The 15,192-nt window shown below is 34.4% G+C and carries 5 protein-coding genes; 2 read left to right on the top strand and 3 right to left on the bottom strand.

What is annotated here, in order from left to right:
- Positions 1–6: 6 nt before the first annotated feature.
- Both A8B35_RS04260 and A8B35_RS04255 read right to left on the bottom strand, forming a co-directional pair.
- A complete protein-coding gene (locus A8B35_RS04260) occupies positions 7–3,111 on the bottom strand; it encodes a SusC/RagA family TonB-linked outer membrane protein (protein WP_068471741.1) in 3,105 nt (1,034 codons plus the stop codon).
- Positions 3,112–3,924: 813 nt separating this feature from the next.
- Entirely contained in the window at positions 3,925–6,402 is a 2,478-nt protein-coding gene (locus A8B35_RS04255; protein ID WP_068471776.1) for a glycoside hydrolase family 2 TIM barrel-domain containing protein, read from the bottom strand.
- 304 nt (positions 6,403–6,706) lie between these two features.
- Here A8B35_RS04255 and A8B35_RS04250 point away from each other — a divergent pair, with 304 nt between their 5' ends.
- Positions 6,707–8,893: a glycoside hydrolase family 3 C-terminal domain-containing protein gene (locus A8B35_RS04250; RefSeq protein WP_068471740.1), complete on the top strand. Its 2,187-nt coding sequence runs from the start codon at positions 6,707–6,709 to the stop codon at positions 8,891–8,893.
- A gap of 141 nt (positions 8,894–9,034) precedes the next feature.
- Positions 9,035–13,237: a hybrid sensor histidine kinase/response regulator transcription factor gene (locus A8B35_RS04245; protein WP_171973155.1), complete on the top strand. Its 4,203-nt coding sequence runs from the start codon at positions 9,035–9,037 to the stop codon at positions 13,235–13,237.
- Between the two features lie 50 nt (positions 13,238–13,287).
- Here A8B35_RS04245 and A8B35_RS04240 read toward each other — a convergent pair whose 3' ends face one another.
- Entirely contained in the window at positions 13,288–15,189 is a 1,902-nt protein-coding gene (locus A8B35_RS04240; RefSeq protein ID WP_068471738.1) for a tetratricopeptide repeat protein, read from the bottom strand.
- Positions 15,190–15,192: the final 3 nt, after the last annotated feature.

Raw genomic sequence — 15,192 nt, 5'->3', positions numbered from 1 at the left:
TACAAATTAAAAATCTAGTTGAAGCCCAACTCTATATTGTGAACTAATAGGAAATGAACCTCTATCAATACCACGAGTAGCTAGGCCATTACCTCCGACCTCAGGGTCATACCCTTGGTACTTCGTAAGAGTTAAAGGATTATCCGTAGCCAAATAAACCCTAAACTTAGATATTCCGATACTACTTAAGGTAGTTTTAGGCAATGTATAACCTAAAGTTACATTTCTTAAACGAAGAAAACTTCCATCTTCAACCCAAACATCAGCCCAACCTCTTTTATTAAGGTGACCTCCACCTCTATGACTTGGTATTACACCATAAGGATTGCTATCTGACCATTGATATAATAGGTCTTTATGTGTACCTGAATCATAGGCAAACATTTTAGATCCATTTATGATCTCATTACCTATAGAAGCATATAGAGCCATAGATAAATCAAAACCTTTATAAGCAACATTTGCATTTAACCCTAATTCAAAATCAGGCATTCCACTTCCTCCATAAACACGATCATTATCATCGATAGAACCATCACCATTTGTATCTACGTAAATTAAATCACCCATTTTAGCACTAGGAACAATTTTTTGGTACTCTCCTAACTTCTCTTCAGTATTAATAATTCCATTTGTTTCCATAACAAAGAAAGATCCAGCTTCATAACCTTCCTTTAAAGCTGTAATCTTATCATTATTACCAGATACATTAATAGCATAACCTTCTTTAAAATAGGAGATCTCAGTTGATCCGCTCATTTTAGTAATCTTGTTAATATTCTTTGTAAATGTTCCATTAACACCCCAAGAAACTTTACCAGCTTGTCTCCAACCTGCAGCAAATTCAACCCCACGGTTATTCATGTTTCCTACGTTAAGAATTACTTCTGCATCTTTTCCTCCTCCAACTGAAGATGGGAGTAGTAATGGGAATAGCATATCCTTCTTATCTGAATTGTAAAAATCTGCGGTAAATGAAAGTCTATTACTGAAGAATCCCACGTCAATACCTATATTACTTTGTACTGTTGTTTCCCAACGAACCTGAGAATTTGCAAAAGACTCTTGAATAGCTCCATTAACTAACTCTCCTTTACCATCTGGTCCAAATGGATAATCGTGACCGACAGATACTGTTGGGTAATAACTATAATCAGCAAAATTTTGATTACCTGTAGTACCAATACTTCCTCTAAGCTTAAAAGAATTTGCTATCTCAGACAAAGGTGCCCAAAAAGCCTCATCTGCGATATTCCAGGCGACAGAAGCTGACGGAAACATACCCCATCTATTATCCTTTACAAAACGAGAAGAACCATCTCGGCGAACACTTGCACTAAGTAAGTACCTCCCTTTATAATCATATTGAACTCGACCTAACATACCAACAAGAGTATTAACTCTATCTTGATTCCATGTTCCCTTACCTGAGGCTGCATTAGGCTCACTAACTGCGCCATTAATTACTGTAACTTCATTAGAGAAGATATCTTTCTTACTCGCGTTAAAAGAGACATATGTATATTTCTCTGTTGATACAACACCTAAAAGTTTTAATTTATGATCACCAAATTTCTTAGTATAATCTAATGCATTCTCCAATGTATAACTTGTACTCCTCTTACTTTCATTTTTAATTCCTGATCTAGTATTCGAATTTTCAACTTTCTCACCATCCTCATTAAAGACAACAATATCAGGATTTATGGTATTTCGGTTACCATTAGAGAATCTTGCTCCTGCTCTTAATGTATAATTAAAACCTTTTAGAATATTAAATCTCACATTAATATTACCATTGAACTCATCTGTATTTTCAATATCAGATTGTTGGAATTTATACATCATTGTTGCCAACTGGTTGGCATCGTTATTTTGACCATCTCCTCCAGCTGAGCCAACAGTTTGATTTGGATCTAAAGGTGCTTGATGAGGCTTATATTTATAAGCATCATACAACAGGTTCCATGGTTCACGCTCTCGTTCTTCTACACGCATACCAAGTCCCATTGTAATATCCCAACGCCCTTTCGTATAATTAGTATTACTTCTTACATTAATTCTTTCATATCCTGAATTAATCAAAACCCCATCTTGTTGAAAATAACTAGCAACCAAACTGTATTTAAGATCATCTTTACCCCCAGAGATATTAACACTATGATTCTGGATGACTGCGTTATCATTCTGAACAACATCCAAAATAGAAGAGTTGTTAGTAAAGTCATTCTTATTCATCTCTAATGGGGTCCATGTATTATCAGCATGAGTACCATTATTATTAGAAGCAAAAGCATATTGAGTGTACCAATATTCTTCAAAATCCATTAATGGAATACCAGAAGTAATCTTTTGAATACCTCCATAACTATCAACAGAAACACGCATCTGCCCGGCCTTACCTCTCTTTGTTGTAATTAGAATAACACCACCGGAACCACGAGTACCATAAATTGCCGCTGATGCAGCATCCTTAAGAATATCCAATGTCTCAATTTCATTATTACTTAAACGAGGATCTCCGTCTTGTGGAATTCCATCAACTACAAACAGTGGGGAATTATTTCCGTTCACAGAACTTAAGCCTCTAATTTGTATATTAGACCCTTCTCCTGGGGCACCTGAACTAGCAGTCACATTTACCCCTGCAACTTGTCCTTGTAAAGCTGTTCCCAAATCAGCAGTTGAGATTCTAGTTAACTCTTCAGACTTAACCTGAACAACGGCACCAGAAATTTCTTTCTTCTTTTGAGTACCATAACCAATTGCAACCACCTCATCTAAACCAATAGATTCTGGCTCTAACTTTACATTTACTTTGGCTGAATTGACTGTTTGTTCAAAGTTTTTCATACCCACAAAACTGAACAATAATACATCACCCATTTTTGCTTTTATACTATAATTACCATCAATATCGGTAATCGTTCCATTTGTTGTTCCTTTAATAACAACACTCACTCCTGGTATTGCCAAACCATCTTCTTGACTAATAACATTACCAGTAATTATCGATTCTTGTGCGAAAGCACTTATGCTTATACAACTTATAACGAGCAGTAACAACCACTTATTAGAAGCTTCTAGCATTCGATTAAGATTTTCCTTCATCATTTCATTTTTAAGATTAAAGTATTAGACATACCACACACTTTCGGAATTAATGTTTTTTTACACTTTTTGTGATTTCAAAACTACATTAACATCCTTTAATGATATCCTAGAAAGTATTATCAATTACGGGGGATTTTTTTTACACGAGAGCAATTACAGGGGGCTTATTATACCCCCTATCGACCACAAATTATTAATATATAGATCATTACAATATTGAACTAACAGCAATCTCAATAATGCAAATGACCATGGAAGTCGAAATATAACTACAAAAAAAACAACTACCAATAACCCTCATGCATTTAAAATACGAGAAATGTAATTTACATTTTTTAACTATAAGTGTTTTTAGAAATGAGTACAGGAAAAAAACTAGAATTTGTATTAAAAATTTGAACCTCGATCACTTATGATTCAATTCAATAAACCATTTTTTAATAAGCTAGTCAATATCAATACTCGATAACCAAACAGAATACCATGAGAATAAAAAACTCTCAAAAAAGGAGTGGAGTTTAATTATCTATTCATTGAATTTTCATCATAATTATTCAATTAATATCAGCTCAAGTTATGAAAAAGCATGAAGGAAAATTGTAGGAAGCTGACTAATTCAAGCTTGTCTGAATTATAACTATTACGGCATAAAATAAAATTATAACTACTCTTATTGGCAGATAAAAAATATTTTAAATAACGGAATAGGATATATCCATTAAACAAAAAAGCATCATATGTTACCATACGATGCTTTAAGATATTTAAATAGAAACACTCTTACGAAGTGTATATAGAACTCTATACTAATTACTTTGTGATAATAGAAACACTTGCTCCTGAAATACCTTTTGCTGATGCTTTCACATTAATTGTTCCTGCACTATTAGTTGCTTTAATTATGGCCAAACACATACCGTTAAATGCTTTTTTATTATCCGCCTGGAATGATTCAAGAGAAGTTTGATCTCCATTATCCGTAGCTGCTAAAATACCAGAACCTTCTATGGTGAATGTAATTCTGTTATCAGCCATTGGGCAAAAGTTTCCGTCTTTATCAAGAATCCTAGCTGTTATAAACGATAAATCAGTACCATCAGCAGTTATTGCATTACGATCTACCTCTAATTCAATACGATCTGCTTTACCTGCTGTATGAATTACCTTAGTTGCTTCTGCTTTGCCATCTTTGTAGGCTACTACCTTAATATTTCCGGCTTGATAAGGCACTTCCCATGATAAACGGTATTTTGACTCGTAAGTTCCTTTCTCGAAAAAGTGAAATTCAGCAGGAATAGGAGTCAAATCAAAACCCTTTACCTTTTTACCCATAGATTTACCATTAACAAAAAGCTCTACCTCATCGCAATTTGTATAAGAATAAACAGGGATCATATCTCCTTCTTTTCCTTCCCAATTCCAATGCGGCAATACATGCACCATTGGTTCTTCAGTCCATTGACTTTGATACAAATAATATCTATCCTTGGGAAAACCAGCTAAATCGACTGGGGCAAAATAAGATGAACGAGAAGGCCAATCATCATTCCAATATCCATTTGTTGAGTTATCTCTACCACCATATGGTGTTGGTTCTCCCAAATAGTCTATACCTGTCCACATAAACTCGCCCAAAGAAGAAGTCACTTTCTCTTGTTGCTCAAACTCTACATCTGGTGGGTATGCCCAAGGAGGCCCAACTGTTCCATCATAACTAGAGACATGATTTGTGCTATGTTGGTGCATCGGTTCAATTGGTAGATGATACACACCTCTGCTACTTGTTTGAGATGAAGTTTCAGAACCATACACAATCATATTCGGATTTTCATCGAGAATCTCTTGATAATTTAAAGGCCAATAGTTCATTCCAACAATATCGATATAATTGGCCAACTTGTTTTTAAACGGAGCTGGGAAATAATTAAACCCGGCTGTTGTTGGGCGCGTTGGATCAACCCTATGGCAAATATCATTTAAATGCTTGGTTAATTTCCAACCATCTTTTCTACTCTGCTCTAAAATTTCGTTTCCTATACTCCACATAATAACACAAGCGTGGTTTCTATCGCGTTTAATCATATCTGTTAAATCACGCTCGTGCCACCTATCAAAATATTTGTGATAGCCGTTTTCAACTTTGCCTAATTTCCACTCATCGAAAGCTTCAACCTGAACAACTATTCCCATTCTATCACAAATTTGCAATAGTTCAGGAGACGGCGGATTATGACTTGTTCGGATGGCATTAACACCCATACTTTTCATTATCTCTATCTGGCGTTCTTTTGCCCTATAATTTATAGCTGCCCCTAGTGCACCCTGATCGTGATGCATACATACACCTTCAAGCTTTACTGTTTTACCATTTAACTGAAACCCTTTCTCTCTAGAAAACTTAATATCTCTAATTCCAAAGTTGGTTTCAAAATGGTCTGCTATCTGACCTTTAATTACTATTTCACTTACCGCTTTATATAAGTTTGGCGTATAAATATCCCAAAGTATTGGCGCTTTAACAGCAAGGTCAACACTTGCAATACCCGTTTTTCCTTTTTGGATGATAATATCCTTTGTTGATTTAGCAACCTCTATCCCATTAGGATCTATAATACAAGTTACTAGGTGGGCTGAAGTTTCAGAGTTAGTATTATTAACAACTGAAGTCTCTATATTAACAATTGCACTCTCACTTGTGATTTTAGGAGTAGTTATATAAGTTCCATATTGTGGGATATGTACCTTATTGTTGATTTTTAAACGTACATTTCTATAAATACCAGCTCCAGTATACCACCTTGCGCCCAAATCCTCAGGTGCAGCCTTTACTGCAATAACATTATCCTTACCAAACATTATATATTTAGTGATGTCGTATTCAAATCCGATGTATCCATTTGGTCGGGTACCTACATGATGACCATTTACCCAAACCTCTGAATTACTCATTACACCATCAAATTCAATTGAAATAATTTTGTTTACATGCTTTTTTTCAACGGAAAAATGCTTTCTATACCAACCAATACCATGCACTGGTAATCCGCCAGTACGAGCATTGTATTCATTACTAAAGGGTCCTTCAATTGCCCAATCATGTGGCAAGGTAACTTCTCGCCATTTAGAATCGTCAAAATCTATATTCTCAACACCTTCTAAATCATCTTTATTAAATACCCAACCAGAATTAAAATCCTGATCAACTTCATAGTCTTTTTTTTCACAACTACTCGAACTGAGTATAATTAATACGAAAAGACCAACTAAAGTGTTTGTAACTTTATTCATTACATACTTATTATTGTGCATTACTTTTCCATTTTTGAGTTTAATGTAAAACTACTGATAAATTCAGAATCGATTATGAAATTATAATATAGTAATAGGGGGGATAATTAATCTAATGGTTTAGCACACACTCAATCACAAACAAACATTATCCCCTGACTATATGCACATTACAAATACAAACACTTTGAAGTAGTAGAATTTACCCCTGTTCATATTATCAAAATAACCAAGAGATTATCTTTGCTTTTTTGTAGATTTGATTCCAACATTAAAATCAATTTAATTGCTAAATATTTTATTAATGAAAAATGTAATCCTAATACTCACTTTGTTTATTGTTACAAAAGTTTCAATAGCACAAGAAACAGAATTTAAATGGCTAGATCATAACCTTCCAACTGAAGAACGTATTGACCTTTTAATTGAGGCAATGACTTTGGAAGAAAAAGCCTCCCAATTATTAGACGTTAGTAAAGCAATTCCTCGATTAGATATACCGGAATACAATTGGTGGAACGAATGTTTGCATGGGGTGGCTCGCAATGGTAGAGCTACAGTCTTTCCTCAGGCAATAGGCTTAGCCGCAACCTTTGATGTTGACTTAATAGAAGAAGTATCAACGGCTATCTCTGATGAAGCTAGAGCCAAATTTAATATTGCTATTCAAAAAGAAAATAGATCACGTTATGCTGGTCTTACGTTCTGGACTCCTAATGTAAATATATTCAGAGATCCTAGATGGGGCCGTGGACAAGAAACATATGGAGAAGATCCATATCTAACTTCTAGAATAGGAGTTGCATTTGTGAATGGATTACAAGGTAATGATGAAACATACTTGAAAGCTGCTGCCTGTGCAAAACATTATGCTGTACACTCAGGTCCAGAAGAGTTTCGTCATGAATTTGATGCATTCACCACACAAAAAGATTTATACGAAACGTACCTACCTGCCTTTGAAGCATTAGTAAAAGAGGCTAGTGTTGAAACTGTAATGGGTGCCTACAATAGAGTGTTAGGAGAGCCTGCTTGTGGTAGTCCTTTTTTATTGCAAGATATATTACGAAAAAAATGGGGCTTTAAAGGGCATATTGTTTCCGACTGTGGTGCTATTTCAGACTTTCATCTATATCATAAAGTAACTAAAACACCTGAAGAATCAGCGGCACTAGCGATAAATAGCGGGGTTGATTTAAACTGCGGAAGTGTATATAAAAACCTATTAAGTGCACACAAGCAAGGTTTAGTTACTGAAGATACGATTGATGTAAGACTACGTTCTTTATTGCGCACCAAGTTTAAACTAGGTTTATTTGATCCAATTGAGGCAAACCCATACAATAGCGTAGGCGAAGAAGTAATCTGTAGCCAAAAACATAGTGACATCGCACTGGAAGCTGCACGTAAGTCAATTGTTCTTTTAACCAATAAAAACAATGTATTACCATTATCACCTAATATTAATAACCTATACGTTACAGGCCCACAAGCTAACAATAGTGAAGTGTTACTAGGTAATTATTATGGGATGAGTAATAAGCTTGTAAACATGCTTGAAGGTATTACTGCTGCTGTAAGCGCTGGAACCACTATCAACTATAAGCAAGGTTGTCTTCCTTACAGAGAAAATGTTAATCCGATTGACTGGACAACAGGTGAAGCTAAAGACTCAGAAGCCATAATTGCAGTTTTAGGTATTACCGGTGCTATTGAAGGAGAAGAGGGTGAAGCCATTGCTTCAGACTCTAAAGGAGATAGAATAAAACCATACTTACCAGAAAATCAACTCAACTTTTTAAGAAAGCTTCGCAAGGACAATAACAAACCTGTAATTGTTGTAATGACAGGAGGTAGCCCAATGGTGATTCCTGAAGTTGCTGAATTGGCCGATGCTATATTATGGGCATGGTATCCTGGTCAGGATGGAGGAACAGCTGTTGCTGATGTTCTTTTTGGTAAAATATCACCTTCGGGTCGTTTACCTTTAACTTTCTTATCAACATTAGATGATCTGCCAGCTTACGAAGACTATTCAATGAAAGGGCGTACCTATAAATACATGGAAACAGACCCATTATTTCCATTTGGTTTTGGCTTAAGTTATACGCAATTTAAATATGCTGATGCCACTGCTAGTGCAACAAAAATTAAAAGAGGTAATGCAATTACAGTATCATGTAATATTGAGAATATTGGAGATAGAGATGGTGAAGAAGTGGTGCAAGCCTATTTAATCCAACCAGGTGCAGGAGATGATGCTCCATACAAGAAACTAGTTGGATTTGACAGAATAAACCTAAGCAAAGGAAGTAAAACAGAAGTTTCATTTGATATTAAACCCGAACAAATGGGGCAATATACTGAAGAAGGGAAAAGAGTTATTGCTAAAGGTGAATATACACTAATAATTGGCGCTACATCTCCGGTTAAAGATTATGAAAGACTTGGAGCTTCAAAACCTGTTGAATTAAAGTTTATTGTAATATAAACACCAAGATGTTTTTAATAGAGTAACTTTTTAGTCTCACATATGTATAATATATCCTCGATTCATTTTAGATATCGAGGATATTTCTTTCAACATAACATATTGAAACATCATACTTAATAATACTCAATACAAATGATTATGCGTAAAGTACTATTATCACTTTTGTTGATCCTCTCCCTATCTCTAATTGCTCAATCTGATTTTGAATACCTAAATACGAAACACGGTCTTTCTCAAAACGATATCAATTTCATACATCAGGACTCGAAGGGGTTTATGTGGTTTGGTACTGTTGATGGACTCAACAGGTATGATGGACTGACCATGAAAGTTTATCAATTTACTACCCCGATGACACATCCTATTGGAAGTAATTTGCCGTATTGCATGGTAGAAGATGACTTAGGCAATTTCTGGATAGGAACTTCTGACGACGGCATTTGGTACTTTGATCGTGAGCAAGAAGAATTTCATCAATTCCCATATGAGCATAATGGCCAGCGTTTTTTTACAGATAAACAAGTGATAAAGTTGTATCTCGATTCTGATAATAGACTTTGGGTTCCAACAGCACGTGGCCTAAGTATAATAGATCATAATGCATACAAAAATGGAGAATATAAAGGAGTTTATTTTAGAGCTGATTTTTCGAAGGATGGCCAAGGTGAAGCTAAAAGCGTTACCAATATTTACTTTATAAAAGAAGATACCAAAGGTGAAATATGGTTTGGAAGCAATAGCGGGTTATTTCAGGCACATCTTAATAAACAGTTTGAATTACATACTGAACGTATAAAAATTTTACCTCCTAGTACCTGCATGAACTTTACAGAAGTAGAAGGAGGGTATTTAGCTACAAGTTATTTGGGCACTTGCTATTTTACTAACGATGATATTAAAAATGGAATAAAACCAAGATACCTAACAGATATCTTCTTTAACAAACATTTATTAAGCTCAATGGGCTATTATTTTGGAGGAAACCCTTCTGGCTTATACCAATACAAATGGGATCCTATCAATATAAAGCTTGAACCGATAAAACACTTTCAATCAGAATTTAATAATCTTAAAAGTTTATCTAAAAATAATGTTGTTACCTTATTTGAAGACAATGCAGGACTTCTATGGGTTGGCACCAATGGTGGTGGATTAAATAAACTAGACCTAAATGAGAAAAAATTTAATCACTATTACCAAACAACTCAAAAATCTAGCTTAGCGTATAATAAAGTACGAGATATTACCGAAGATAAAGTTGGTAATATATGGTTCGGAACAGAAGGCGGAGGTATTTCTTTACTTCCAGCAAAGAACAAAGGAGATTATACCAAAAGCTTTATTAATAAAGATATTTATACCACTGCATCCAGTCAAAACTTTGTATATAGTTTTACCACTATTCCTCAACTTGATAATGCAGTTATAGTTGGTACTGGCTATCCACATAAGGTAATACTTGCCAGAGCATCAAAAAAAGGAACTATCGAATTTAAACCTTTCCCTGATTTAGTGAGAAATTCGGTATTCTCAAGTCTTACAGACAGCAAAGGTAATATTTGGTTAGGTACCTATGGTGATGGTTTGTATAAAACCCGATACAATATAAAATCAGACCAACTTGAGGTTATTTCTCATTATTTCTCAAACAATGGAGGTGCATCTGAATTGGCTTCCAACAAAATTAGAGCTGTAGCAGAAGATCACGAAGGAAACATTTTAGTAGGAACTGACAATGGCTTAAGTATTTTACAGCACAACCAAATTACAGAAACGTCACCTAGGTTTATTAACGTTAAATATAACCCTAATGTTGAAACTTCCTTGGGGCATAATTATGTATTATCGCTCTTCATAGATAGTAAGGGACGAAGTTGGGTAGGAACTATGGGTGGTGGCTTATCGCTTATTGTGGATAAGGCAAATGACAATTATATATTTAAACGTTATTCTACACGAAATGGATTACCCAATGATGTAATTAAAGCAATTGAAGAAGATAATAACGGGAATTTATGGATTTCGAGCAATAATGGCCTTACACGTTTTAGCCCTGAAAATGAAGAAATCAGAAACTATTCTGTTATTGATGGTTTACAAGGTTTTGAGTTTAGTGAAGCGGCATCGTGCAAACGCAGAAATGGAGAATTACTTTTTGGAGGTGTTAATGGATTCAATTCGTTTTATCCTTCAGACATCAAAGATAACCCTTATGCTTCAACAATACAGTTTACCGAATTATATGTGTTGAACCAACACGTTGGCCCTGGAGAAAAAATTAACGGCCGAATCATACTTAATAAAACCTTAGCTTCAGAAGAACAGTTAGATCTTCAATACAATGAAAATAGCTTTAGCATTGGATTTTCAGGGATGCATTTTGTGGCTCCCGAGAAAATAAAATATAAATATAAACTGGATGGGTTTGAAGAAAATTGGAACCACGCTTCTAGTATTAATCCTAAAGCTATTTATACAAATGTTCCATCAGGTTCCTATACACTGAAGGTTTTAGCAACAAATAATGATGGTGTTTGGAATACCGTTCCTAGTTCCATTCAAATAGAAATAATTCCTCCATTTTGGCGAACCATTTGGGCAATGATACTATATATATTGGTGCTATTGGCCATGTTACTCTTCTTCAGACGATACTCTGTTATTGCCGTTACACAGAAGAACAAGCTAATGATGGAACACTTTAAACAGGAACAAAGTGAAGAATTGGTTCAGTTAAAACTTCAGTTTTTCACCAACATATCGCATGAATTTAGAACGCCACTTACGCTTATTCAGGCTCCACTAGAACAATTAATCACTAAAGTTGAAACAAGTACAGTTGAATTTAGAAAGAAAAATTACACTGTAATGATGAAAAACATTCAGCTAATGAACCGATTAATTACACAGCTCATGGAGTTTAGAAAGCTTGAAAAAGGTAAAATGCCTTTAGAAGTGGGCCGAGGTAATATCTGCGATTTAGTGAATGATGTAAGTTCTGCATTTGAAGATGTAGCTTCTTCAAAAGGTATCAACTTTGAAATTAGAAGCTCATACAAGGTAATGGAACTCTGGTTTGATTACGATAAAATTGAAAAGGTGCTTTTTAATCTGCTATCAAACGCATTTAAGTTTACCCGAACTGGAGGAAAAATATCTATCCTTTTATCAGAAGTGGAACTGGAAGGACAAGAATGGGTAAAAATAGACGTAACAGATAATGGCCCAGGTATTGAAAAAAATAAAATACCTTATTTATTCGATCGTTTTTATCAAACGGGTAATCATAAATTATCAAAAGTTTCTGGTACTGGAATTGGCTTAGCCTTTGCTAAAAATTTGGTAGACCTGCATTCTGGTAGAATTACAGTTGAAAGCGAAGCTGATATAAGCACTGTATTTTCAGTTTATCTTAAAAAAGGAAAGTTACACTATGCTAAAAATGATTTCCTTTTAGAATCTAATATAGAGCGTAATGACACATTGCCTATTGTTAATGAAGTAAATACAATTGAATCGAACCAATACGAGAACAAAGACATCAAAATTGATACAAGTAAACAAACCATTTTACTAGTAGAAGATAATCCTGATGTACAAGTACTTTTAATGGATGCTTTTAAAGAAAAGTATAATTGCATTCAGGCCTTTAATGGAATAGAAGGCTTAGAGGCTGCTAAAAAGCATTTACCTAACCTTATTGTTAGTGACGTAATGATGCCGGAAATGGATGGCTTTGAAATGGTGAATGAAATTAAAAAGGACACCTTACTTTGCCATATTCCTATTGTTATGCTTACGGCCAAAACAACAGATAAGGACAAACTGACTGGACTAGGCGAAGGAGCTGAGGCTTATGTTTCAAAACCATTTAGTATTGAAGTGTTAGATGCACAAATTAATTCTATTTTAAAGGCACGAAGATTGGTAATTAATAAGTACTCTAAGTCATTTGAGATTCAACCGGAGGAAGTAACCTTTACTTCTATTGATGAAAAATTAATAGAGCGATTATTAAAGGTTGTTGAGAAAAATATTGGAAACCCAGAGTTTACAGTAGTTCAGTTGGCTGATGAAGTGGGTATGAGCCAATCAATACTTAATAAGAAACTAAAAGCATTATTAGGACAGACGGCTAATGTATTTATTCGCTCAATTAGACTAAAACGTGCAGGTCAGTTGTTAAAGTTAGGCCGACTATCAGTAACTGATATTGTTTATGAAGTTGGTTTTAACGATGTAAAATATTTTAGAGAATGTTTTAGAAAGCAGTTTAATAAAACGCCAACTGAATATGCAAAAAGCAACGAACCAAATGAAAATATAGAAGAGGAAAACTAAATTATTAAGAGCTTGATCGAATTTAAATTTCAATCAAGCTCTTTTAATATCTAATCTATTACTCTACCATCCGAGCTATAGTTTTCACTAAGCGAATATTGTTCTGATTGCGTAATATTATTTGGAACAAATATCCACGATTTAATTTGTGAATTTTCGTACCGAGTACCTTTTGAACTACTTTTTCCTTCCTTGTAATAAATACAAGATTTGAAGTTCCCATTTTTATACTCTTCCTCTAAAAAAATATCATCATTTAAATAACAAATCCATTCTCCATCTCGCTTATGGTTTTTATAAGCTCCAACTACTTTAAAGTTATTTAAACTGGCTTTGTCTCCTTTAGCGAATTCCCATATTCCATTGCCATCATGTATTAAGTTATTTCCCTCTTCGTCTTTGCAATTTAAAACTTCAAAACCATCATTAGTAATCTTAATAGCATGCTGTATATTGCCATTTTTGTAGTAATAACGGACAGTATCATTCAGTAAGTTATTACTGAAAACATATGACTCTTTCACCAAGCCATTGGGATAAAATATATGAAAAAAGCCGTCCTTTTTATCATTGGAATATGTACCACTTGCCACCTGCTTATTATTACTATCAAAATCTATAAAAAACCCATTCTTCTCAAACTGTGGACCTTCCCACTCGCAGACTCTATAATAATTTCGGTCTGACTTATTACACACTTGCCATTTATTTGTATAGTGGGTTAAACTATATTTTTGATTTGCCCAAACCTCAGATAACACTTCTGCATTCCTCATTTTAGGAGTAAGAAGTTTGGCTTCAATTACTCCTGGACTTATCTTATCAATGGCAAATTGTTTGGCCGAGATGGCCTCATACATAAAAGGGTTTGTAAATAATATTTGATTGGCTGTTTCATATAACTTGAAATAGTCTTTCGCACTTTTGTAAACACTTAGCGAATCTGTTAATTCAGCAATTCTATATTTAGTATCGTTTAGCTTAAATATCACCGGAAGATAAAATGTATAATCAACTGCTTTACCATTTAACTTAGCAGGCTCAAACCATTGTCCTTTTGTACCCGCTATCACCTTTTCAACAATGGCACTTAATTTCTTATTGGTGGTTTGCACCATCTCAATATCTTCTACTTCTAACTCTTTTGTTAGAACAAACTTTGCCAATACAGAGCCTTTTTGCTCACTAATAAAGGTAGAAATTGAATACTCTATATTTTCATTTAAATATTCATCTATATCCAAATCGCCTTTGAAAACTGGTCTATCAGGAATTTGATTGTGCGTGAACTTTATTTTCTCTTCTCGCAAATCAACACCCGTACATTTATAATGAAAGAATCGCTGACTGCCTTTATTATTTTTCTGCGAATAATTCCAATCAATACAGGCGTCCGTTTTATTCTTTTGATTAAATTTTGATAAGCCTCTTCCGTAGTAACTGTTCCAATCATTCGGATTCTTCCCTATCAAAACATCAAAATCGAATTCTGCCTTTTTATAGTTTCCTAACTCTAAATTTAGGGCCGATCGATATTTATAATAATAAAGCTTGTTAGGTTTAAATGCGATTGCCAAATTCAAATAGTACTGACAGATATCTATTTGCTTGAGCTTATCGTATGATTGTGCCTTTAAATAAAAGTAGCGATGATCTTTGGGTACCAACTCGAAGGCACGTTCTGTATCATAAATGGCTTTCTCGTATTCTCCCAAATAATAATAACAATAACCTCTTCTGAAATAAGCACTGTGCTCGGGTATACTTTCGTCAATTACTTTGGTGAATTTAACCAAGGCTTCTTCATAATTCTTATTATTAAAATCATCAGAAGCCTCATCATACAATTCAGCAATGAAAGTACTCTTTCTTTTTACTTGAGTTTGAGAAAAAACAGTGATGGGAAGAAGGACAATAAGCCATAATAGCTTGCCGGATAGATAGTTTTTCATGTT

Origin of the sequence: Saccharicrinis aurantiacus (assembly GCF_001660705.2) — a bacterium.
In the GTDB taxonomy this organism is placed as follows: Bacteria; Bacteroidota; Bacteroidia; order Bacteroidales; family Marinilabiliaceae; genus Saccharicrinis; species Saccharicrinis aurantiacus.
This window is presented reverse-complemented; position numbering and strand designations above follow the sequence as displayed.